Source organism: Marinomonas atlantica, assembly GCF_001639725.1.
Classification (GTDB): Bacteria; Pseudomonadota; Gammaproteobacteria; order Pseudomonadales; family Marinomonadaceae; genus Marinomonas; species Marinomonas atlantica.
In genome coordinates, this window is record NZ_LTAW01000001.1 from 471,729 (window position 1) to 496,439 (window position 24,711).

Below are 24,711 nucleotides of genomic sequence, written 5' to 3' on the forward strand. Positions count from 1 at the left end.
GGGAACCATGCATTTTCTCGCGCGACCGCATTTATTGGTTTGGCGTCAAGACCACTGGCAATCATATTATTGCAAAGACTACTTTCAGAGTAATACTAAGTTGAATCAAGGGGATGTGTTGCCTGCGGCGGACACACCCATAGATGATGCATTGAAACAGTTAGCGGTGTTGCTTCGTCAAAATGCTGTTAAACCTGTGGCTGTTTTGTTACCTGATTGTTGGGTGGAAAGTGATCAGTTTGAGCTGGACGCAGAGTTACCTGAGTCACTGTATCTAATGGCGGCCCATACGCAAGCAAGTAATGTCACTCGGCACGCCACTCAGCAGCACACGCTCAGTTATATAGTTACGTCTGAATGCAAGCATTCACCTTCAATGTACGTAGCTGTATTGCTGAAAAAATACCATGACACCTTTCTACAGCTTGGTATCCATCAGGTATTTAGTGAGCGTGTTATCCGATTGAGTAATGCTAGGTCATGGCGAGCAATACGTTCTGTTTCGAGGCCTTTTTTATCGTACCAAAAAGATTACCTTGAGCGTCGTGCAGAGCGAAAGGAGCGAATTGTACTGGCCGCGTGTATTGCTTTAGTTGCGCTCTCAGGTATTGGGGGAGGTTTAGTGATTCGTAATTTGACACCAGAGTTTGTGGAGACCTTTAAATGGCCTTGGCCAAGCATCGGTCATCACCAAGATCATGTGTTAGGCAGTTTAACTCAATTGCGCACCCTGCCGGTCAGTGTTCGTTTGGATGAAGCTTCAGTGACTAAAGATAAAGTGCATTTGATAATTACGGGAAACACTCATGATTTTCAAACATGGCATAAAAATTGGCCTGATAGATTACCGCCTCTTGAGGTAACCACGAGTAAGGAAGCGCTATGAAACACAGTATCCTTCTATCTTTTATCTCGTCTAAGTATTTGAAATGGTTGTTGTTGGTTGAGTGTTTTGCGGTAGCTTGGGGAATTCATAAGTTATGGCAACATAAATTAGAGCGTCAAACGGCGCTGGATCGTTATCTCTATCAAGAACAACAGTGGCGTAGAATTGCTCAGTCACTCAAAACGTTGCCCCAAAGATTTCCAGTTACCTTGCTTGAACAAAATGGCACGGTTATTGGGATGCGTATGACGGCGTCAATGTCATTACCTCAGTGGGCTACTGTATTAGAAACAATGCAACAGCATTTTTGGCTAACCCCAGAAACGATCGTTTGGCAGAGGCTTGAGCACAAGTGGAAAGCCGATGTGCGTTGGCAGCTACTTCGCCCCAGTACCTTAAAACCTGCGATAAATATTCTGCCGTTTGATCAACGAGTTTATCGCCCATTACCAGGTGAGTTAATCAGTACTGTTCATGGCAACCAGTCGGCCGCCTTGATAAAAGTGAATCAAAAAGAATTGTGGTTTCATGAAGGGCATTGGTCTCCAGACCTCCAAGCCACGCTTGCTCTGATCGATCAGGATTTCGTGATTTTGCAAAGCGCACAAGGACACACTCAGAAACTCTTCATGACAGGTTTAAACACATTGGAGCAATCACAAAAGGAATATTAAGATGCAGTCACTCAAAACATGGATGGTTTTATGTGGACTTTATTTTACGAGTATGACAGTTCAGGCCCTAGACGTGTTTGTGCGCCAACAGCCGCTACAACAAGTGTTACCTCAACTTGCGGCTGAATTGGGGACCAGCGTGGTAATTGACCCCAATATTGATGCGGATATTACGCTGTCTATTCGGGACGCTAATTGGCAGCAAATACTCAGTGCGGTGGCACAACAACTCACGCTGTCACTCAGTTGGCAAGACGAGATTGCGATTTTGACACAGAGGCAAGAGGGATCACTCACCGCAATGGACAGTGAACTGAGTAACGGGGAATGCGAAGATCGTATTTGGCACTTGAAACATGCTAAAGATGGGTTGGTGGGAGAGCATGTAAAGCAGTTCTTCACGGGGATAAGAGTTATTGTGGACGCTCGCACTAATGCCATTATGACCCATTATTGTGGCACCGAAGAGGTGTTAGGCAGCGCTATTGTCTGGCTAGACAGTCCTATGAGGCAAATTGAGATTGCAGCTGAAATCGCGCAAGTCAGTGATTCAGTACATGAGCAGCTGGGTGTTAACTGGCAAGCTCGATTAGTAGATCAAGTGGACAGTGGTTTGATTTCTAATGTGGACTTAGGGATTGCGTCGGCACCCATCAGCGTGGGGCTGTCCGGCGTGAGTGGCAACTTAAATTTGTCGGCGACATTGGATTGGCTTGAACGTAATGGCTCAGCGAACATTATTGCGCGGCCTAAAATTGTGACCTCAGAAGGGCAACCCGCACGGATAGAGTCAGGTACCGAAGTACCTTATCAAGTCATGGATGATGAAAACTTAAGCGTGGAGTTTCGTCAGGCGGGGCTGGTGCTAGAGGTAACGCCAGAGGTCAAAGACGCGACCACATTGTTGTTAAACTTAAAGATCCACCAAGACTCGGTTGGAGATATGGTGAACGGTGTCCCAAGCTTAGAAACCAATCGAGTTCAGACTCAAGTGGAAGTCAGTAGTGGCGAAACTCTAGTATTAGGCGGTATTTTTAGAGAAGAAAAGTTGGTAACAATTAGCAAAGTTCCAGTGTTAGGGGACGTACCATTATTGGGGGCGCTGTTCCGTCAGCGGACGGAACAGCAAGAAAAGCGGGAACTACTTGTATTTATTACGCCAAAACTGCTAAAAATGTCGGTAAACTAGGCAGTAGCCGAAATACAGTTAACTTCGAAGTACTAAAACATGATTAACGCCCCGACTATTATCTTAGTGGGTCCAATGGGAGCGGGTAAAACCACCATCGGACGCCTTCTGTCGCAACAGTTAGACAGAGAATTTTACGACTCTGATCGGGTAATTGAAGAGAATGCCGGTGCAGACATTCCTTGGATCTTTGAAAAAGAAGGTGAGGAAGGTTTTCGCCGTCGTGAAACTCAAACCCTACAAGCCATGCTGGAAGCGGACCAACCCCCTATCGTCTTAGCGACAGGTGGCGGTATCGTTATGAAAGACGAAAACCGCGATATGCTGAAACAGCAACCCTTAGTTGTGTATCTTTTTGCTTCGGTGACGCAGCAATTACAGCGTACCTCTAAGAGTAACCATCGCCCGTTATTAAAACAGGGTAACCCTAAGGAGACCCTAAAGCGCCTATTTACAGTGCGTGATCCTTTGTATCGAGAAGTGGCATCAGTCATTGTTGAAACCGATTCTCGTCACCCTAAAACCGTTGCGAATAAAGTAATGGACGCGATTAAAAAGCATTTAGCTACGGAGGCTTAAATCATGCGCACACTTACTGTCGATCTTGGAGATCGCTCTTACCCGATATACATTGGTGCGGGTATCCGCCAGCAGAAGCAACTGTTTAGTGATGCTATTGCTGGTAAACAAGTCATGGTTGTGACTAATACCACTGTGGCTGAACTTTATTTAGCCGATGTACTAGCAGTATTGGGTGATGACTACCAAGTGGATACGTGCATTTTGCCTGACGGCGAACAGTATAAAACACTGGAAACCTACGAAAGCATTATGTCTTCGTTGTTAGAAGCGAAACATAACCGCACGACAACAATCATCGCATTGGGTGGTGGCGTGGTGGGGGACATGGCTGGCTTCGCGGCGGCGACCTATCAGCGCGGCGTCCCATTTATCCAAGTACCGACAACCTTATTATCTCAAGTAGATTCTTCAGTAGGTGGTAAAACAGGTGTCAATCACCCTCTTGGCAAAAATATGATAGGTGCTTTTTATCAACCGCAAGCGGTGATCATTGATACGGATACGTTGAAAACATTGCCTGAGCGTGAGTTATCGGCGGGCATGGCCGAAGTCATTAAATATGGTTTGATCTGTGATGCCCCATTCTTTACATGGCTTGAAGACAATGTTGACGACTTAATGACGCTAGATGGTGAGAAAATCACCCACGCTATTTATGAGTCTTGCTACGCTAAGGCTCGAGTTGTGGCTCAAGACGAAAAAGAAGGTGGCATTCGTGCTATCTTGAACTTGGGTCACACATTTGGCCACGCGATTGAAACAGAAATGGGCTATGGTCAATGGCTACATGGCGAGGCCGTTGGTGCAGGTACTGTATTAGCGGTCGATCTTTCTTGGCGTATGGGCAATCTGAGTGAACAAGATGTAGAACGCAGTGTTCATTTGTTAGCTAAAGCTAAACTGCCAGTCTTACCGCCCAAAGGTATGACGCGTGATGCATTTATTGCACGTATGTTATTGGACAAGAAAGTATTGGATGGGAGCTTGCGTTTAGTGCTGTTACAGTCATTGGGTGATGCCTACGTTACATCAGCCTTTTCAATGGATGATTTTAATGGCTGTTTAGACGATGCTATTGAAGCGGCAAGTGCCCAATAAATAACCCTTAAACTTGAGGACACCCATGGCGGAGCCAAACTTTCAGTTTAATCTGGAGGAAGCCTTAGATCAGCAACCTAAAGTGATGCTGAGGAATCCGTTTGGCTCAAATGACACCCAAGTCTTCTTTTCAAGCGAAGAGCGTAACCAGCAATTGGCTATGCTGGAACATTTAAGTCGCTACTCCAATTTATTATCAGTGGTAAAAGGTGCTAGTGGCAGTGGCAAAACGCGCTTTTTGCAGGAGTTTATTCGTCTGCAAACTGACACGGCTGTGATTAGCCATGTGAAAGCGTCGATGCTGATGACAGCTGGTCAATTGTTACAAGCCGTTTATGCGGGTTATGCAGATGTGTTAGACAGCAGTAATGCTGATACGTCGTTTGGCCCGCTATTGAAGTTTGCTCATGAAACGGAAGTCAAAGGACAAAAGGCCATTATCTTGATTGATAATGCCCACGAGCTAAATACCGATGCTGTGACCATGTTGATGGACATGATGTCATTGGCGACAGAATCTCAAGAAGTCCCTCACGTGGCACTGTTCACGGAACACTCCTTAAGTCGTAATTTAGATGCCTATCAAAAGAGTCGTTACGAGCAGCTCAGTCATGAGTTGATCTTAGAACCTTTTACGCTTGAGCAAGCACGTGCTTATATGTTGCATCGTGTGCGTGCTATTGGCGGTGGTATCAACCTGCCATTCAGTGATAAACAAGTTAAGAAGATATTTCAGCAATCAGAAGGGCAACCAGGCGCCATTAATAAAGCCGCTTTGGCAATGATGGGTGATGCGACAGCCGCGCAATCATTGGGCAAAGAAAAGCGCGCAGGCTTTAAGTTTAAAGGTGGGTGGTCGTTTGGCTTTCCGATTGTCCATATGGCTTTAATGTCTGTAATTATGTTGGGCATTCTTGTAGCAGTGATTTTCAGTGATGGAGACGATGATACACCGGTTGTGAACAGCACCAGTATTGCTCCCATCGCACAAAATGCTCCGCGTCAAGCCAGCTCTGAAACCATTGCCCGAATTGAAGCGATGCAGCGACAAATCGGGCAAGAGTCTCCTGTGTCGTTACCACCTATTCCTGCTGAGGCATTGCAACCTAATGAAGCTGAAGGTACTAATCAATCCAGTAACACATCTACGTCGCCTTCTAACATTACTACGGCTCCCATTCGATTAGCGTCACCTGAATCCTCTAACCAAACAGGGCCACTGGTTTCAACACCTATTTTGCAAACTGAAACGCCTAAGGTCGCACCTAAACCCGAACCTGTGCCGTTACAGCAAGCAACCAGTGCAGACCCTTTTGATAAGACCAAAGAGTGGCTAGATCGAAACCCCAATCGTTATACCCTGCAATTGTTAGGCACCCATAATAAAGATACGGTACAGGATTTTATTCGCGACCAAGGCAGTTTAAGCGCGTTTAGTTATTTTGAGACGCTTCATAACGGCCGTTCTTGGTATGTAGTTGTGTATGGTGAGTACCGTAATCGCAGTGAGGCCATTGCAGCGGTAGAGAATTTACCTAGTGAACTGCGTAGTTTAAACCCATGGGCTCGCAGTGTACGTGGTATACAGCAGGATATTCGGAAAGTGAGTGGGTAATGAGCAAAAAATATGGCTGAATTAGGCCTGAAACTTGAAAATCTGTCGCTTTTTAGTCTGTTTTTTCAAAAAAAAAGTAAAAAAAGTAAAAAAAACCATATTTAACTGAATAACCTCCAAAGCCAGAGGATTTTTCTGCCCTGTAATCAGCCAGCCATAGATAATTCTCCTTTTCCATGAGAATGGTTTTCATCTTAGCCTAGTTTGCTATGTCCTCTGTCTAAATATCAGTCTATCAGATTTGAGCGCTCCCCTATCGCGGAGTAGTATGATTCCACGTTTTAATGGTTAGGTGAGTCTATAACAATCATTTCACAGGCATTTCAGTTGCTTGTCCGCCTAACTGTATATAAAAAATCGAAATAAAGTTTTCTATCTTTTAATTGTGGGAGTTGGTGTATGAATGCAGGTCTTTATCGTCCTGGCGAGTTCAAAGACAACTGTGGGTTTGGCCTAATCGCTCACATGGAAGGAACGTCTAGTCACGACCTTCTCAAGACCGCCATCGAATCTTTAACCAGTATGACTCACCGCGGCGGTATTGCTGCTGACGGTAAAACTGGTGATGGCTGTGGTCTGTTGATTCAAAAACCTGATGCGTTTCTTCGTGAAGAAGCACAATCACTTTTCAATCACGTCTTTTCGGATTTATACGGTATCGGCATGGTCTTTATGGACCAAGACGAAGCACTGGCACAAGAGCAACGTGACTCATTAACCAAAGCACTAGAAACTGAAGGGTTGAATGTGGTGGGCTGGCGTGACGTGCCAGTGGATCCTTCTTGCTTAGGTACTATCGCATTAGATTGCTTACCTCGAATTGAACAAGTGTTTGTAGACAGCAACCGCTTGGATGCACGCACGTTCGCAACACGACTTTTTGTTGCACGTCGTCGCTGTGAGATCGAGCTTGAGCAATATGAAAACTTTTACATCTGCTCGTTGTCTGACAAAGTGTTGGCATACAAAGGCTTAATGATGCCAGTTGATTTACCTACGTTTTATAAAGACTTAGGTAACGACAAACTTAAAACGGCAATTTGTGTTTTTCACCAACGTTTTTCGACTAACACACTGCCAAAATGGCCACTTGCTCAGCCATTCCGTATGTTGGCGCACAATGGCGAGATCAACACTATTGAAGGTAATCGTAATTGGGCGATTGCACGTGGCAATAAACTGCGTTCGCCATTGTTACCTGAAATACAAGAATTAACGCCTGTGGTTAACCTCACTGGCTCTGACTCGTCTTCTATGGACAATATGTTAGAGCTGCTGGTAACTGGTGGTATGGATATCTTCCGTGCCGCTCGTATGATCATTCCACCAGCTTGGCAAAACGTTGAAAACATGGACCCGGAGTTGCGTGCGTTCTACGAGTACAACTCGATGCACATGGAGCCATGGGATGGTCCTGCTGGTCTTGTAATGACCGATGGTCGTCATGCGATTTGTATGCTTGACCGTAACGGTTTGCGTCCAGCGCGTTGGGTTGTGACGAAGAATGGTTACATCACGCTTGCTTCTGAAATTGGTACTTACAACTACAAGCCTGAAGACGTTGTAGCAAAAGGTCGTGTGGGTCCAGGTAAGATGTTGGTCGTCGATACTCAGACAGGCCAAGTGCTACATACCGATGACATTGATAATAAACTAAAGGCTGCTCACCCATACAAAAAATGGTTGAAGCAAGAAGGTTTGCGTATCGAAGCGCTGCTCCAAGAGCATTCAATGGAATTCGTTCCGTTCACTCGCGAGCAAATGTCGACTTACCAGAAGATGTTTCAAGTCTCTTTTGAAGAGCGTGACCAAATTTTCCGTCCTTTAGCAGAAAGCGGTCATGAAGCGGTTGGCTCTATGGGTGACGACACGCCAATGGCCGTTATGTCTAGCCAGACACGCCCTGTGACTGATTATTTCCGTCAGAAATTTGCTCAGGTAACTAACCCACCGATTGACCCACTACGTGAGTCTGTTGTTATGTCGCTTGAGACATTGATCGGCGTGGAACGTAACTTGTTTGAAGAGACGCCAAAGCACGCGAATCGAATCATTCTATCTTCACCAGTACTGTCAGCGCGTAAGTACAGCCGTTTACTGTCTATGGATGATCATCGTTTCCGTTTGGTACGTTTGAATACTACGTATAATCCAGATGAAATCGGTCTTGAACAAGCGATCCGTAATCTACAGATAAGTGCGGAAGAAGTGGTACGTAACGGTGCTGTGATTGTGGTCTTAACCGACCGAGAAATCGAGAAAGGCCACTTGCCAGTACCTGCGCCGATGGCCGTTGGTGCAGTGCATCACCATTTAGTCGAAGTGGGCCTACGTTGTGATTCAAACATTGTTGCTGATACGGGTTTTGCTCGTGATCCTCATCAATTTGCAGTATTGCTAGGCTTTGGCGCCACAGCCGTATACCCATACTTATCTTACCGTTTGATCAATGACATGATCGACAAAGGTGAGGTGTTGGGTGACCCTATCATGTGTCACCAGAAGTACCGTAAAGGCATCAACAAAGGCTTGATGAAAATCATGTCCAAGATGGGTATCTCAACAATTGCTTCTTATCGTGGAGCACAATTGTTCGAGGCGGTTGGTTTAGATAGCAAAGTGGTTGATCTGTGTTTCAAAGGTGTACCAAGCCGTATCGAAGGCTCCACTTTTACAGACTTCCAGCGTGAGCAGAAGCTTATTTCTGACAACGCTTGGAAAGCACGTAAGCCAATAAACCAAGGTGGTTACCTTAAATACGTTCATGGTTCTGAGTACCATGCGTTTAACCCAGAGGTGGTACGTAATCTACAAGCATCGGTTACCAGTGGTAAGTTTGAAGACTTCAGTAAGTACGCTGAACTTGTAAACAGCCGCCCTGCATCTATGCTGCGTGACCTGTTTGCATTGAAAGATGATATTAAAACGGTTGGTCTAGACAAAGTTGAAGCGATTGAAAGTATTCTGCCGCGTTTCGATTCAGCGGGCATGTCGCTTGGTGCCTTGTCACCAGAAGCGCATGAAGCACTAGCGCAAGCGATGAACGAGCTTGGCTGTCGCTCAAACTCGGGTGAGGGTGGTGAAGACCCTGCTCGTCATGGTACTGAGCGTCGTTCTAAGATTAAACAGATTGCATCCGGTCGTTTTGGTGTGACACCTGAGTACTTGGTAAACGCTGAAGTGCTACAAATTAAAGTGGCGCAAGGTGCGAAGCCGGGTGAAGGTGGTCAACTGCCAGGTGGTAAAGTAAACGGCCTAATCGCTCGTTTACGTTACTCGGTTCCAGGTGTGACATTGATTTCACCGCCACCACATCACGATATTTACTCGATTGAAGATTTAGCGCAGCTGATCTTCGACTTGAAACAAGTAAACCCTGAAGCCTTGGTTTCAGTGAAGCTGGTTTCTGAACCGGGTGTGGGTACGATTGCCGCCGGTGTTGCGAAAGCTTACGCGGACTTGATTACCATCTCTGGTTACGACGGTGGTACAGCGGCTTCGCCAATTACTTCTATTCGTCATGCTGGTTCTCCTTGGGAGCTTGGCTTGGCCGAAGCACAACAAGCGCTTCGCTCGAACGATCTTCGTGGCAAGATTCGTCTGCAAACAGACGGTGGTTTGAAAACAGGTCTAGACGTTGTTAAAGCTGCCATTCTAGGGGCTGAAAGCTTTGGTTTTGGTACCACGCCAATGGTGGCAATGGGTTGTAAGTTCCTGCGTATCTGTCATTTAAATAACTGTGCCACGGGTGTTGCAACGCAAGACGAAAAACTGCGTGAAGAATACTTCATCGGTACGGTTGAAATGATTAAAAACTTCTTCCGCTTTATGGCAGAAGACACGCGTCAATGGATGGCGAAGTTGGGCGTAACCAAGATGACGGACCTGATTGGTCGTACGGACCTGTTGAAACTGCTTCCTGGTGAAACAGAGAAACAGGCCAACTTGGATCTGTCTCCAATTCTAAACAACGATGCGATCCCTGCAGATAAACCACAGTACTGCCAAGTACCGTTTAACCCACCACATGATAAAGGCCTATTGGCTGAAAAAATGTGGTCAGCGGTTCAATCTGCAGTAGAGGAAAAAGAAGGCGGTGAGTTTACCTTCAACGTGACTAACTGTGACCGTTCGATAGGTGCACGCTTGTCTGGCGAAATAGCCAAACGATACGGCAACCAAGGCATGGTTGATAAGCCTCTGACGTTGAAACTAACCGGTACTGCTGGTCAGTCATTTGGTGTGTGGAACGCCGGCGGTCTTCATATGTACCTAGAAGGTGATGCGAACGATTACGTTGGTAAAGGTATGACAGCGGGTAAGCTGGTTGTGCGTCCACCGAAAGGGTCTGAGTTTGACTCAAAAGATTCTGCGATCATTGGTAATACCTGTTTGTACGGTGCCACGGGCGGCAAATTATTTGCTGCAGGTACAGCAGGCGAACGCTTTGGTGTTCGTAACTCAGGTGCTCATGCGGTTATCGAAGGCGCCGGTGATCACTGTTGTGAATACATGACCGGTGGTCTGATCACGATACTGGGCAATACGGGCTACAACTTTGGTGCTGGTATGACTGGTGGTTTCGCTTATGTACTGGATTTAGACCGTACTTTCGTAGATAAGTACAACCATGAGTTAGTGGAAATTCAGCGTGTTGGAACAGAAATTACGGAAGAATACCGTTCGCACCTACGCAGCGTGATCGAAGAATATGTTCGTGAAACTGATAGCGAGTGGGGCCGTGAAATCTTAGAGAACTTCTACGATTACATCGGTAAGTTCTGGTTAGTGAAGCCAAAAGCAGCCAGTATTGGCCAGCTATTGGCAAATACTCGTCAGCGTCCAGAATAAGCGGCTTGGTTTTAGAGAATGTTCTAACCCAGTTTGACCCATTTGAAAGAGTGCCGCGCTTAGCGCGGCCACAGGAGATTGCAGCTTATGACTGAGCGCTTGAACAACGTATTTCAATTTGTTGAAGTAGATCGTAAAGATCCAAAGAAAAAGCCACTACTGACGCGTAAGTCTCAGTTTGTGGAAATTTACCGTCCATTCGAAGAAACGAATGCAAAACACCAGTCTCACCGTTGTCTAGAGTGCGGTAACCCTTACTGTGAATGGAAGTGTCCAGTACATAACTACATTCCAAACTGGTTGAAATTGGTTTCAGAAGGTAACATTTTAGAAGCCGCTGAACTGAGTCATCAGACTAATTCGCTGCCAGAGGTGTGTGGACGTGTCTGCCCACAAGACCGCTTATGTGAAGGGGCTTGTACATTGGGCGAAGGTGGCTTCGGTGCAGTAACAATCGGTTCTGTTGAGAAATACATTACTGATACGGCGTTTGCTTTAGGCTGGCGTCCTGATATGTCCAACGTAGTACCGGTTGATAAAACGGTTGCCATTGTGGGTGCTGGTCCTGCGGGCCTTGCGTGTGCAGATATCCTTGTGCGTAACGGTGTTAAACCAGTGGTATTTGATAAAAATCCAGAGATCGGCGGTCTTCTAACGTTTGGTATCCCAGAATTCAAACTTGAAAAATCTGTGATGACTCGCCGTCGTGAAGTGTTTGAGGAAATGGGCGTTGAGTTTGTGCTTGGCACAAGCGTAGGCGATGACGTACCGTTTGAGCACCTGCTGGAAGAATATGATGCTGTATTCCTAGGTATGGGCACGTACAAATACATGAAAGGTGGCTTCCCTGGTGAAGAATTGCCTGGTGTTCACGACGCTCTAGATTTCCTAATTTCGAACGTGAACCATTGCTTAGGCTTTGAAGAAAGCGAAGACGACTTTGTTAGCATGAAAGGCAAACAAGTTGTGGTGTTAGGTGGTGGTGATACGGCGATGGACTGTAACCGCACATCAATTCGCCAAGGCGCTAAGACTGTATCGTGTGCGTACCGTCGTGATGAGGCAAACATGCCTGGTTCTCGTAAAGAAGTGCAAAACGCTCGTGAAGAGGGTGTGCAGTTTCTATTTAACCGTCAGCCAATTGAAATTGTAGGTGACGGCAAAGTAGAAGGTATCAAAGTTGCGGAAACACAGCTGGGTGAGCCAGATGAAAATGGTCGCCGCCGTCCTGAGATTATCGAAGGCAGTGAGCAAATTATTCCTGCTGACGTGGTATTGGTCGCGTTTGGTTTTCAACCTAGCCCTGCACCTTGGTTTGAGAAATTTGGAATCGAAACAGATACAAGTGGTCGCGTTCTTGCACCAAACAAGGGTCAGTACATGTTCCAAACAACCAACGAAAAAATCTTCGCGGGTGGTGATATGGTACGTGGTTCAGATCTTGTTGTGACGGCCATTGACGAAGGTCGTAAAGCGGCTGAAGGCATTATGGACTTCTTAGAAGTTTAACTCTTCGTCATGTGCTTCGCTAATAAGTGATGTCTCATCTAAGCCTCTATCTTCGGGTAGAGGCTTTTTTTATATCAAAAATTAGTCTACCAGAGCTTATTTGTAATGGGCCTTTACAGATTATAGGTCTGAGTGAATATACGTTAGAGGTAAAGGTTAAAGTTATTTATTCTTTTTTAGCAAACCTTAGGAATCAGTAGTAAAGTAATATATCAGTCATAAAGAATCCTTATAATTATTGCTTGAACTGTGTTCAGGCATATTTATAATAACCCTAAAGAATATCTGTTCGCATAATAATATAGAGTTAAGCTAGACAGGGTTTGTCATAATTTATTTGTTACAGGGAATGCAATAATGAGCTTTAAGCATAAAATAGTGCTGATTTTGTTAGGTGTCGGAATTTTTCCTGCTCTTATTATGGCCGCTGTACTGACATGGGTATCTTCTCAATCAATATCAGAGTCGGTTTTTCATCATCTTTCTTCTTTACGAAGTGCTAAAGCTACAACGGTGGCACAGTACTTAGAAACCCTGTCCAATGAAGTTGAAATACTTGCTCAAAGTCCTGATGTAAAGAAGGCGATGACGACTTTAGGTTCAGCGTTTTATGATGTTACTAACGACTCAGAAAAAGTTGACAAAGACACATTGAATCGTTCATTGGGACAGTACTATAACAATGAGTTCTTACCTCGCTGGCAAGAACATAACACCAAAGTGTCAAATTATGATATTGATAAATTACTGGGTTCAATGACATATCGAGCTAAGTTTTTGCAGTATCAATACATTGCTAATAATCCAAACCCTGTTGGTAGTAAAGATGCTTTGATAGGTACGTCCTCTGATACGCCCTATAGTATTTCACATGAACAGATCCATGAGTACATGCGTGCGGTTCAGCAACGTTTTGAGTTTTACGATATCTTCCTTGTTGATATGCAAGGCTCGGTTGTGTATAGCGTATTTAAAGAAGTCGATTTTGCAACGAATCTAAAAACCGGTCCTTATGCGAATTCAGGTTTAGCTAAAGCCTTCCAAAGTGCCTTATCTCTCTCTCCGAAGCAGGTAAGCGTTACGGACTTTTCATTATATACCCCCTCTTATGAGACACCGGCTGGTTTTATGTCATCGCCTATTTATAACAATGGCAAGCAAACTGGTGTGGTGATTACTCAATTTCCGATTAGCAAGTTAAACGCCGTCATGATGAATCGTGATGGGTTGGGGGAAACAGGTGAAACCTATTTAGTCGGTCCAGATAAGTTGATGCGTTCAGACTCTTTTTTAGATACGGAGAAACGCTCTGTTGTGAAATCGTTTACAAACCCAAGTACTGGTAGCGTTGATACTGAAGCTGTGCGCAGAGCAATGAACAATCAGGCAGGTACAGATATTATCAAAGACTATAATGGCTCACCTGTATTATCGGCGTATGCACCGCTAGAATTTGCAGGGTTGGGTTGGAATATCATTGCTGAGATTGATGAAAAAGAAGCATTGGCGTCACGTAACGCGATGCTCAAAATCAGCATTGGCTTGGCACTTCTTGCTGCGGTTGCAGGCATTATCATTTCTTTAATGGTAACTCGAATGGTACTTAGGCCATTAGGTGCGGAACCAAAAGTCATGCGTGACATTGCTGACCGTATTGCTAAGGGCGATCTAACAATGGAGTTTGAGGAAAGCCAACAAGGTACTGTGTACTACTCCATGAGGTCTATGGCGACAGAGTTAAGGTCAATGGTGCTTCAAATACGAAGTGGTGCAGCAAATCAAGCTTCGACAGCAAGTGAGCTAGCGGTCATTTCTGAACAAACTTCTGGCGCTATCCGTGAACAGCATGCCAATACAGAGCAAATTGCCACGGCAACGTCTCAGATGAGTTCAACGTCTAATGAAGTATCCCAGACTGTCCAAGGGGTAGCCAGTGCAACACGTGAAGCGAAAGATAGAGTGACTCAAGGGGCTCAAACAGCTGCTGATGCGTCAAACTCATTAAAGTATGTTGCTTCAGAACTACAGAAATCGGGTGACCAAGTCGACAGTTTAGCTCAACAAGTACAGACTATTTCATCTGTTTTAGAAAGTATTCAAGGGATCTCTGATCAAACAAACTTGCTGGCATTAAATGCTGCTATCGAAGCGGCGCGTGCGGGAGAAAGTGGCCGTGGTTTTGCCGTGGTAGCAGATGAAGTGCGCACATTAGCCCAGAGTACTCAAAAAGAAACAGAACAAATTTCGGCTATTATTGATCAATTGCAGCAAGGGGCCAAGCAGACTCAATCGTTTGTACGACAAGGTATTGATGCTACACGCAAGGTATCAGAACAAACCACAGAGGCGGCTTCCCAGCTACGTGAGGCGATGGAAAAAGTAGATTATGTTGATGAAATGACGTTGCAGATTGCCAGTGCTGCAGAGCAACAATCTTTAGTGTCATCTGAGATCAGTGTTAATATTGAATCATTGAGTTCTAGTTCATCGCAAATTGAACAAGCAGTAGATGAAATTTCAAATTCAAGTGAAGAAGTTGCGCGTCTTTCAGGGGATTTAAACGTTTTAGTTGGGCGTTTTAAGGTAGCGTAGAGCCTTCAAGCTTATTTGTAAAAATAGAAAAGACGTCCGATAGGACGTCTTTTCTACATGATTACTTTTTCTCTTCCCTTTCTGCTTCGAGCTTCTGGATTTCTTTGTATAGCGCTTCTGCCTCTTCAGTAATCATCGAGTAACCTCGAATATCACCATTACGCTGAGCTTGAAGCCCTTCTTCCAGTTTTTCAGAGTATTGCTTCTGTAACACTTTCAACGGATCGGACTTGAATAAACCAAACATATATTGAGCTCGCATTTTTTAAGAATGTGTCTAGATATACGCATGCGAATTGAAAACCGATGACCATGTTTTAATGCTACCTATGAGTTCCTAACTCTTTCCCTTTAATTAAATCAATTGCTGCTCGATGTACATCCTTCGATTTTGTTAGGGTAGGGTATCTAGGCTAAAAATATAAAGGATAAAATTTGAACCCTCTTAATGACAATCAAAAAACTGAGCCTCAAGTAGAAAGCGACAGTGACCATATTGTGGTACAACGGCGTTATGATGTGGCAGGTGCAATCAATGATCTGCTTATCGCGATATGGTTTTTAATTGGTAGTTTCTTTTTTTTGAGTGAGTCTTTGACGTACAGCGGCACATGGTTGTTTATCGTCGGCAGTGCTCAGTTGATGATTAAGCCAATCATTAAATTAGTGGGATTTGTACATATAGGCCAAATACACCCGCAATTAAAGCGTCGACGTGAAGAGAAGAAAGTTAACAATTGATGATGCTTTTGCAGGAGATATTCCTGCAAAAGCAATGTCGCTAGATTAAATACGATTTAGTAATTCTGATTTCTTAGCGTTGAATTCATCTTGAGTTAGAACGCCTGCTTCGAACAACCCACCCAGCTTTTCGAGTAAAGCAAAGATCTCGTCGCTATTTGCCGAAGTTTGCGGGTTATTAACTGGCTGCGAAGTATTGTAGTCAGGCTGAGCGTTAAACGCTGGCTGTTGACTTGGCTGCGCAAAGTTAGTTTGTGGTGCTGGTTTTGACGGCTGTGAGTCATTACCAGACACTACCGGCAAACTGTCTACCGATACAGTACCGAACTGGCTGCTAAACGTCAGTGATTGATTGCCACCTTGTTGCTGGCTAACACCACCAATGTTGTGGTTGAGGGTGTCGTAAACGGTAACGGCCCCGTTCATTTCAACGGCTAATCGGTTAGGAAACACAGCGTAACGCAGGTTATTTTGAGCACCGCTGCTGAATGGTTGCCCTAGATTAGCTGGCCACCATTGATTACTACCTGGCGTGCCAGCTGGAATAACTGGAAACACTGTCGTGTAAGTCAGAGCGTTGGCCAATTCATTACACAAATTGTCGACTGTGTTTTTTAAGCCATTATTGAACATGTCGCCAACCATGGTCATGCCGCCACGCATCCATTGACCGGAGCCACCTAGTTCAGGACAGTTAAACTGAGCCATGCCACCAGAACCATTGTTGACGGCAATAAGCATATGTACGACGGCATCTTGGCTAAGTCCATAACGGTTAGAAACATCGTTGACGAGCTGTTGTCCGGCTGTGGTGAGTTGTTGCATGATCTGTATCCTACGGTTGCGCCTGTCCTTGATAGAATACTTGTAAGCATTCATATTGAGAAAAATAGGCGTGAATGAACTGCGACAGGGTGTTGTCGCAGTCTTTATGGAATGATAGCGATGCATTGTGACACATTGGCTACCCTAGGTGTTGATTATTTGATCAATTTGGGTTGTTTTAATTTTTTGCATCTACTACTGCTTAATAATGGCTTCTGCTTTGGTTAAACAACTCAGTAAGAGGGCTCTGTACATTCCCATTTCAAGAGCTTGCCTGTACTGTTAATTCACTGGGGTCATCACCCCGTCATGAAAACGTGCTTATAGTACGTGAAAAGACTGTTTAAACAGGGAGCGATACATGGGTAAGGTACACTTTGTAGGTGGTGAAAAAGGTGGTGTGGGGAAATCGATGACAGCGCGATTACTGGCGCAATATTACATTGATCACGAACTGCCTTTTTTAGGTTTTGATTGCGATGCCTCTCATGGCACTTTTTCACGCTTTTACAGCGAATTTGCCTCAACTGTTGTAATTGGTGAAGAAGACAGTCTTGACGGTTTACTCGAAGCCATGGAAGAAAACCCAGATAAAGACTTAATCATTGACTTGGCTGCACAAGCCGCTAAGCCATTAGGAGAGTGGATCGACGAAACCGATGTGTTTGGTTTACTCGATGAAATGGATTATCAAGTGTGCTTATGGCATGTTATGGATGACGGTGCAGACTCAGTCGTGTTGCTTGATCGTCTGCTAGAACGTTATCAGCAACCTGAACTTGAGTTTATTGTGGTACAGAACCTAGGGCGTGGTACTGACTTCTCGCGCTTTCAAAAGTCAGAGACGTACAAAAAAGCCGAAGCACGAGAAGCCTTTATTATTGAGCTGCCTAAATTGCAAAGTAAGCTGACCCAGAAAATTGATTTCAACAACAGTAGCTTCTGGTCAGTGGCTAACAATCGCAGTTTGATGAATATTGCTGAGCGTCAGCGCATGAAAGTATGGCTTCGTAACGCTTACGAGCAGTTAGCATTCCTAGGTTAACCTCCACTTTTACCTTGTAGTTATTCAGGTACCAACAGAATCGTATGTTGTTGTACTCTGAGTAACTACTTTCAAAGTTAGACCACAGTTCTTCTTCATTTCGACTTGAGTACCCTGAATTCACTTGCCATTGTTAAGCCTCGCCTTATTAAAAGTAGTTGCTACGATATGAAGAAAACATTGCTTATCGCTGGAGTATTACTTGTCAGTGTTGTTGGCAGTATTAGGTATGCCAATCAAAATTGGTCTGAGCCCAAAGTCATGCCTGTCGTCGGGGCAACTGCAAGAGACTGGCACCCTGAAACGTTTTGGTATGAACCTTGGGGGGCTTCTTTAGTACATAAAGGCATGGATATTTTCGCCGAGCGCGGCACACCTGTGGTCGCGGCTACTCATCATATTATCCTCTCTGAAAATGATAGCCCTCGTGGCGGCAAGAATATTTGGGCATTGGGACCCAATTGGCGCCTGCATTATTACGCCCATCTAGATTCGATTACAGAAGATCTGGGCTGGTATATCGAAGCAGGTACGCAATTAGGCACGGTTGGCAGTAGTGGCAACGCGAAAGGCAAACCGCCACATTTACATTATGCTATACGTAGCATGATTGCGGATGACTCGCGGATCGATGATTCCACTCTTGGTGAACAAAAAGCCTATTGGCTAAACCCTATTGAATACCTTAAGCCAGTCATAGTAAATTAATGAAAATGGTTGTCATTATTTAAGATGATATCTCGACTCAAACAACTGATTACAAGGACTCAAGGAATGAAAAAACGCATTTGGACGACCGTTTTATGGATAGGGTTAAGCAGCTCGGCGATTTATGCACAAGAGGACGCTCCAAGCCCTACCGTTAATGAATTGATGAGCGTCATGCGCATGCAGGACTCCATGTCATCAGGCTTTGATGCGATGTTACCAATCATTGATGCCTTATCAGATCAATGGCAATTAACGCCTGAGCAAGAGCAGACATTAAAAGGCATTTATCGCGACTGGTTTAAAAACGATTTTGATCAAGAAAGCTTAATAAACAAAATATCATTAGAGTACGATAAGGTTTTCACTCAAGCAGAAATGCAAAAAATGATCGCTTTTTATGAAACTCCGACAGGACAAAAAGTATTAGACAGTTTGCCTCATCTGACGCAGTTAGGTGCCCAACTGGGGATGCAAGAAGGTCAGAAGAAGCAGCACCTACTTGAAGAAAAAATCCGTGTATTTTATGAAGAGAATGTTGAGTCCCAACCCTAATCTACTCGACACTTTTGTTACTCCCGCCTAATGATTTCCGTCAAAACTAACCAATCGGTTAGTTTTGGCAAGGATCCTGCTACATTAGTGATATACACTTGATTGCCTCGCTCATTAACAAGAGGAGTAATCATGATTTTTCTTGTAAGAAATCAAACAAAAATAATAGGTTACGATAATGGCTCTCGATCTTTTGAGCTTGCTGGATGAGGAGTAGCGGTAACTATGATCCGTTTTTTGCTAAATGATCAGGACATAAATGAAGAAAGCTGTGCACCGGATACAACAGTACTACAATATTTACGCACCAAAGCAGAACAGCGCGGTACGAAAGAAGGCTGTGCGTCTGGGGATTGTGGTGCGTGTACTGTTGTGCTGGTGGAAGCAACAAATGGCCAGCTGCGCTATCAAACAGTCAACAGCTGCATTACTTTGCTGGGCAGCTTGCACGGCAAACAATTGCTGACGGTTGAGCATTTGAAAGAGCAGGGTGCTTTACACCCGGTGCAGCAAGCTATGGTGGACTTGCATGGCTCCCAGTGTGGTTTTTGTACGCCAGGCTTTATCATGTCCCTGTTTGCTTTGTACAAAAACTGTGACCAACCGACCCGTGCAGATGTGGAAAACGCCTTAGCAGGTAACCTTTGTCGTTGCACTGGCTATAGGCCAATTATAGATGCAGCGCTCAGTCTAGCGGGTAAAGGCGCTTCAGATAGCTTTACTAAGAGCGAAGCATCTACTTATTTGCGCCTGACAGGCATTCTAAAGCAACACCCAAGTGGCTTTATTGAGCATGGTGCACGCCGTTTTTTGATTCCTACAAACGGCGACGAATTGTTAGCACAGCTACAGCGATTTCCGGATGCGAAATTGGTTGCAGGCGGTACCGACTTATCATTAGGCATTACCCAGCAACTACAGCAGCCTGAAACCCTTATTTATTCTGGACGAGTACAAGAACTCATGCAGATTGAAGAAAGCGCCAGTACCCTTAAGATTGGTGCAGCGGTTACTTACAGCGCGATGCAATCCTCATTACATAAATACTTTATCAGCTTTGCCGACATGCTCGAGCGCCTCGGATCGTTACAAGTCCGTAATCAAGGCACGTTAGGCGGCAATGTGGCCAATGCTTCGCCTATAGGGGATACGCCGCCTGTATTGTTAGCCTTGGATGCAACGATACACGTGCGCAGTCCAAATGGACGTGAAACGTTCCCGGTCAACACCTTCTTTACTGGCTACCGTCAAACAAAATTGCCCGCGTCAGGTTTTATTGAGTCGATTGAAATTCCGTTACAGCCCGAATGTCAGCTTTATGTGTATAAAATTTCTAAGCGTCTAGACGATGATATCTCTGCGGTCTGCGCGGCGTTTTCGATTACATTAAAGAACGGGAAAGTGAGCGACGTACGCCTTGGCTTTGGCGGCATGGCGGCCACACCAGCGCGAGCATTGAAAGCAGAGCAAGCGCTCATCGGCCAGTCATTTACCGAACAAGGCATTTTGGCGGCGCAAAAAGCGTTGGCGGAAGACTTCAGCCCCATTGATGACGTACGCGCGAGTGGCGCGTACCGTCTAAAAGTGGCACAGAATCTTCTCCTGCGCGCGGTACTCGAACAAGATAACCCGACGCAAGAAGCGTTGGAGGTGGTGCAATATGCGTAATCTAAAAGCCAGCGGTAACACTGCTATTCAAACAAGCAGTGCGACCGGCGTGGCTCGAAAGCATGAAAGCGCGACTAAGCATGTGTCTGGAGAAGCGATTTATGTCGACGACATGCTTGAGCCGCGCGGCACTCTTTTTGGCGCGGTTGGCTACAGCCCAATCGCAAAAGGTCGAATTACCTCCTTAGACTTGTCGGCTGTCCGTCAAGCCGAGGGGGTGGTAGATGTCTTGCAGCTTGAAGATATTCCGGGACATACCGACATTGGCGCAGTATTTGGGGGAGATCCGATCCTGACATCGGATGAAATCAAATACCAAGGCCAGCCAATCTTTGCAGTGGTAGCGCACAGTGAGTTGCAGGCGCGACGAGCGGTCAAGCAGGCCAAGATTGAATATGCCGAGCAAACACCGACGTTGGATGTGGTTGAAGCCTTAAGCGCTCAGCAGTTTGTTCGACCTTCCCACTTTATGACTCATGGCGATGCGAAGACCGCATTAAATAATGCGTCAAAGCGTCTAAAAGCTGAGCAGCTTGTGGGCGGGCAAGAACACTTTTATTTAGAGGGACAAGTGGCATTGGTGGTGCCGGCGGAAGACGGCGGTATGTTGGTGTACAGCTCGACTCAACATCCAAGTGAAGTGCAAAAGCTGGTCGCAGAAGTGCTCGATGTGCCAGCCAACCGCATTACCGTTGATATGCGTCGTATGGGCGGCGGGTTTGGCGGCAAAGAAAGCCAAGCGGCGGCGTGGGCGTGTATGGCGGCGGTACTGGTAAGTAAAACCAAACGCCCAGTAAAGCTACGATTGCCTCGAACAGACGACATGACCATGACGGGTAAACGCCACCCGTTTTATAACACCTATGATATTGGCTTTGATAAAGATGGCTTAATTCAAGCAGCGGACATTATGGTGGCCGGAAACTGTGGCCATTCTGCTGATTTATCAGACGCGATTGTAGACCGTGCGATGTTCCACGCTGACAACGCGTATTACTTAGCCAATGTCAGCATTGCGGGTCATCGCTGTATGACTAACACCGTCTCACACACCGCTTTTCGTGGTTTTGGTGGCCCACAAGGGATGATGATCATCGAGCGAGCGATGGACGACATCGCCCGAGCCGTAGGCAAAGATCCGCTTGATGTACGTAAACTTAATTTATACGGTGATGCTGGCCGTGACACGACGCCGTATCATCAAGCTGTCGAACACAATGTGCTCAACGAATTAATTGAACAATTAGAGCACAGCAGTGATTATCGTGCGCGTCGATCAGACATCAATGAATGGAATAAAAACAGCCGGATTCTGAAACGCGGTTTGGCGTTAACACCGGTTAAATTCGGCATTTCCTTTACCTTACAGCATCTCAATCAAGCGGGCGCTCTGATTCATATTTACACCGATGGCAGTATTCAAGTGAATCATGGCGGTACTGAAATGGGCCAAGGTCTGCATACCAAGATTATTCAGATCGTTGCCGAAGCGCTAGCCATCGATGCAAACGAGATTCAAATTACCGCGACGCGAACGGACAAAGTCCCCAATACGTCCCCTACAGCCGCGTCAAGTGGCACCGATCTCAATGGACAAGCGGCTAAAAATGCAGCTTTTACTTTAAAACAACGTATCTGTGAATGTGTTGCGGAGCATAAACAGTGTGACCTCGATACGGTGCACTTTGCTGACGGTCGCGTGTATTGGGGGGACCAAAGCGAATCCATGAGTTTTACCGATGCGGCATTATTTGCCTACGAAAACCGGGTTTCCCTCTCAGCAACGGGATACTACAAAACCCCAAAAATTTGGTATGACCGAGACAACGCGAAGGGGCGTCCATTTTTCTATTTTGCTAACGGCGCCGCAGTCTCGGAAGTCGTCGTCGACACCTTGACTGGCGAGTATCGCGTCGTAGGTGTGGACATCTTGCACGACGTAGGACGCAGCTTAAATCCCGCAGTCGACTTAGGTCAGATTGAAGGGGGCTTTATTCAAGGCATGGGCTGGCTAACAACGGAAGAGTTGAAATGGAATGATCAGGGCGCGTTGATCAGTAATGGCCCAGCCACATATAAAATCCCTACTATCAGTGATACACCAGAGCGTTTCAACGTGGCGCTATTTGAGCGAGACAACGATGAAGAAACGGTCTATCACTCTAAAGCCGTCGGTGAACCGCCGTTTATGTTAGCGATTTCGGTTTGGTCGGCTTTGCGCGATGCGATATCCTCGCTGTCGGACTACGCCATCAGCCCACCATTAGACACCCCCGCAACGCCAGAGCGTGTGCTTAATGCCATTGAAGCAACACGCCAGCAGGCACGAGAGATAGAAGAGAGCGCCTTATGATGAAGTCTTGGACGGACGTTGTCGCAACGCTCCAGCGTACCGGAGAAGCGTATGTACTTGTCACCGTTATTGGCACGCGCGGGTCATCCCCTAGAGAAGCAGGTAGCAAAATGGTGGTCACCGCTGAATACAGTTACGACACTATCGGCGGCGGGCACCTAGAGTATAAATCGATTGCCAAAGCTCGAGAGCTAATTTTGACAAAGCAGGATTGTCAGCATATCGAAGAATACCCGCTTGGGGCCACATTGGGTCAATGCTGTGGTGGAAAAGTGACGGTGTTATTCGAGCATTTTTCTGAGCGAGGTAAAGATGTCTGGGTATTTGGCGCTGGCCATGTATCCAAAGCGATGATGTCATTATTAGCCGAGTTACCTTTACGCGTGCATTGGGTAGACAGCCGCGAAGAACAATTTCCTGAGTACATTCCGAGCAATGTTGAGCAATGTCTTACCGATGACCCTGTTGGAGAATTGAAGCGTGCCACCTCAGGCAGCTACATGCTGGTGCTGACGCATAATCATCAACTGGACTATGAATTGACTGAAGCTGCATTAAAACGTGCTGATTTAGGCTTTTTGGGAGTGATTGGATCTGACACGAAAGCGTTGCGTTTTCGTCAGCGCCTCGCGCATCGCCAGTTTGATGAGGCAGCCATTGATAAGATGACCTGCCCAGTGGGTCTTGAGCAAGTGCCTGGCAAGCGCCCGATGGAAGTAGCCGTGTCTATCGTTGGCCAGTTAATTTCTTTGTATCAAGTTAAGCAACCTACTCCTTTAAAGCAACGTGCCATTGACTGGTCATCGCTTAAACAATCTTTATAGGAGGAAGCTTAAGCGATGTAGCGTTTCTTTACGGATATTACGTCTTTCTTGCGGGAAATTTGATAGATAGCATGCTTAAGTTAATGTCTATTAATTATCAAAGCCATTGTTATTGGCCTTATTAAGGAGTGCTGTATGGAAATGCCAAATTTAGGAATGGGAACGTTTCGCTTAGAAGGTGAAGAAGCTTACAACTCAGTGAAAATGGCACTTGACGAAGGTTTTCGTCACATCGATACAGCGCAGATGTATGGTAATGAAGCTGAAGTAGGTAAAGCCATTGCTGATAGTGGTGTCGCGAGAGAGGAGTTGTACGTAACCACGAAAGTTAATATGAAAAACTTCGAGCAAAAAGACTTCTTGCCAAGCGTTAAGGTAAGCCTAGAAAAGCTTAAGCTAGACTATGTAGACATGTTGTTAATACATTGGCCGTCACCGGCTAACGGTGACAATATGGATGTCTATCTCGGCGAACTTATGAAAGCAAAAGAAAATGGTTTGACGAAAAGCATCGGCGTTTCCAACTTCACCATAGGACTATTAGAAAAAGCACAAACCATATTACCAACTGGTGTTTTGGCCAATAACCAAGTAGAGGTTCATCCTTACTTACAAAATAATAAATTGCGCTCTTACTGTAACCAAGTGGGCATTCATGTGACGGCTTATATGCCATTTGCAGTAGGCAAAGTGCTTAAAGATGAAACACTTAAAGCAATCGCTGAAAAGCATGAGGTGAGTGCTGCGCAAGTGGTAATAGCTTGGGCACAGCAGCAAGGTATTACTGTTATTCCTTCGTCAACGAAGCGCGAAAACCTTCAAGATAATTTTGCTGGAGCAAATTTGTCGCTTGAATCCAAGGACATGGCCAAAATTGCTGAGTTAGAGCGTGGAGGTCGTCAAGTAGACCCAGACTTCGCACCAGAGTGGGACTAAGTTCTTTTAGATCCCCCCCTGATTTTCAGATAAAAAAAGCGGATGACAAAGCATCCGCGT

19 protein-coding genes are annotated in these 24,711 nt (G+C 45.5%); 17 read left to right on the forward strand and 2 right to left on the reverse strand.

The annotated features are described in order from the left end of the window. The first annotated feature begins 7 nt into the window (after positions 1-7). From AYW75_RS02230 to AYW75_RS02270, 9 genes are all read left to right on the forward strand, one after another. Positions 8-886 carry a hypothetical protein gene (locus AYW75_RS02230; protein ID WP_067094712.1) on the forward strand — a complete coding sequence of 293 codons (879 nt, stop codon included), beginning with the start codon at positions 8-10 and terminating at the stop codon, positions 884-886. Continuing rightward, positions 883-1,560, forward strand: a complete 678-nt coding sequence (locus tag AYW75_RS02235) for a hypothetical protein (RefSeq protein WP_067094713.1) — start codon at positions 883-885, stop codon at positions 1,558-1,560. The genes AYW75_RS02230 and AYW75_RS02235 overlap by 4 nt, the downstream gene beginning before the upstream one ends. A gap of 1 nt (position 1,561) precedes the next feature. Next, positions 1,562-2,749: a type II and III secretion system protein gene (locus AYW75_RS02240; RefSeq protein WP_067094716.1), complete on the forward strand. Its 1,188-nt coding sequence runs from the start codon at positions 1,562-1,564 to the stop codon at positions 2,747-2,749. Positions 2,750-2,788: 39 nt separating this feature from the next. After that, positions 2,789-3,328 carry a shikimate kinase AroK gene (gene aroK / locus AYW75_RS02245; RefSeq protein ID WP_067094718.1) on the forward strand — a complete coding sequence of 180 codons (540 nt, stop codon included), beginning with the start codon at positions 2,789-2,791 and terminating at the stop codon, positions 3,326-3,328. Positions 3,329-3,331: 3 nt separating this feature from the next. Beyond that, the gene (gene aroB, locus AYW75_RS02250) at positions 3,332-4,429 is read left to right on the forward strand and encodes a 3-dehydroquinate synthase (RefSeq protein WP_067094721.1); all 1,098 of its coding nucleotides are present in this window, start codon (positions 3,332-3,334) and stop codon (positions 4,427-4,429) included. A 25-nt stretch (positions 4,430-4,454) separates the two neighbouring features. Further along, positions 4,455-6,044: an SPOR domain-containing protein gene (locus AYW75_RS02255; protein ID WP_067094724.1), complete on the forward strand. Its 1,590-nt coding sequence runs from the start codon at positions 4,455-4,457 to the stop codon at positions 6,042-6,044. Positions 6,045-6,443: 399 nt separating this feature from the next. Next, a complete protein-coding gene (gene gltB / locus AYW75_RS02260; protein ID WP_067094727.1) occupies positions 6,444-10,895 on the forward strand; it encodes a glutamate synthase large subunit in 4,452 nt (1,483 codons plus the stop codon). An 87-nt stretch (positions 10,896-10,982) separates the two neighbouring features. Continuing rightward, entirely contained in the window at positions 10,983-12,404 is a 1,422-nt protein-coding gene (locus tag AYW75_RS02265; RefSeq protein WP_067094730.1) for an FAD-dependent oxidoreductase, read from the forward strand. Positions 12,405-12,761: 357 nt separating this feature from the next. Then, positions 12,762-14,996, forward strand: a complete 2,235-nt coding sequence (locus AYW75_RS02270; protein WP_067094733.1) for a methyl-accepting chemotaxis protein — start codon at positions 12,762-12,764, stop codon at positions 14,994-14,996. A 61-nt stretch (positions 14,997-15,057) separates the two neighbouring features. Here AYW75_RS02270 and AYW75_RS02275 read toward each other — a convergent pair whose 3' ends face one another. Then, positions 15,058-15,243 carry a DUF6435 family protein gene (locus AYW75_RS02275; RefSeq protein ID WP_067094736.1) on the reverse strand — a complete coding sequence of 62 codons (186 nt, stop codon included), beginning with the start codon at positions 15,241-15,243 and terminating at the stop codon, positions 15,058-15,060. A 188-nt stretch (positions 15,244-15,431) separates the two neighbouring features. On the opposite strand from AYW75_RS02275, the gene AYW75_RS02280 reads away from it, so the two are divergent. Then, positions 15,432-15,737 (forward strand): YrhK family protein, encoded by a 306-nt coding sequence (locus AYW75_RS02280; RefSeq protein WP_067094739.1) that lies wholly within the window; start codon positions 15,432-15,434, stop codon positions 15,735-15,737. Between the two features lie 45 nt (positions 15,738-15,782). On the opposite strand, the gene AYW75_RS02285 is transcribed toward AYW75_RS02280, so the two are convergent. Further along, the gene (locus AYW75_RS02285; RefSeq protein ID WP_067094741.1) at positions 15,783-16,562 is read right to left on the reverse strand and encodes an SHOCT domain-containing protein; all 780 of its coding nucleotides are present in this window, start codon (positions 16,560-16,562) and stop codon (positions 15,783-15,785) included. 361 nt (positions 16,563-16,923) lie between these two features. Between AYW75_RS02285 and AYW75_RS02290 the strand changes: the two genes are divergently transcribed. The 7 genes from AYW75_RS02290 (at position 16,924) to dkgB (ending at position 24,651) form a co-directional block, all read left to right on the forward strand. Further along, a complete protein-coding gene (locus tag AYW75_RS02290) occupies positions 16,924-17,607 on the forward strand; it encodes a P-loop NTPase family protein (RefSeq protein WP_067094745.1) in 684 nt (227 codons plus the stop codon). Positions 17,608-17,775: 168 nt separating this feature from the next. Continuing rightward, positions 17,776-18,315 carry a M23 family metallopeptidase gene (locus tag AYW75_RS02295; protein WP_067094748.1) on the forward strand — a complete coding sequence of 180 codons (540 nt, stop codon included), beginning with the start codon at positions 17,776-17,778 and terminating at the stop codon, positions 18,313-18,315. 66 nt (positions 18,316-18,381) lie between these two features. Then, positions 18,382-18,870: a DUF2059 domain-containing protein gene (locus AYW75_RS02300; protein ID WP_067094751.1), complete on the forward strand. Its 489-nt coding sequence runs from the start codon at positions 18,382-18,384 to the stop codon at positions 18,868-18,870. A 225-nt stretch (positions 18,871-19,095) separates the two neighbouring features. Then, positions 19,096-20,538, forward strand: coding sequence for a xanthine dehydrogenase small subunit (gene xdhA / locus AYW75_RS02305; protein ID WP_067094754.1), 1,443 nt, complete (start codon positions 19,096-19,098; stop codon positions 20,536-20,538). Then, positions 20,531-22,891: a xanthine dehydrogenase molybdopterin binding subunit gene (gene xdhB / locus AYW75_RS02310; RefSeq protein ID WP_067094759.1), complete on the forward strand. Its 2,361-nt coding sequence runs from the start codon at positions 20,531-20,533 to the stop codon at positions 22,889-22,891. Before xdhA ends, xdhB begins: the two co-directional genes overlap by 8 nt. Continuing rightward, positions 22,888-23,715 (forward strand): xanthine dehydrogenase accessory protein XdhC, encoded by an 828-nt coding sequence (xdhC, locus tag AYW75_RS02315; RefSeq protein ID WP_067094762.1) that lies wholly within the window; start codon positions 22,888-22,890, stop codon positions 23,713-23,715. Before xdhB ends, xdhC begins: the two co-directional genes overlap by 4 nt. 135 nt (positions 23,716-23,850) lie before the next feature. Continuing rightward, a complete protein-coding gene (dkgB, locus tag AYW75_RS02320; protein ID WP_197478882.1) occupies positions 23,851-24,651 on the forward strand; it encodes a 2,5-didehydrogluconate reductase DkgB in 801 nt (266 codons plus the stop codon). Positions 24,652-24,711 lie beyond the last annotated feature (60 nt).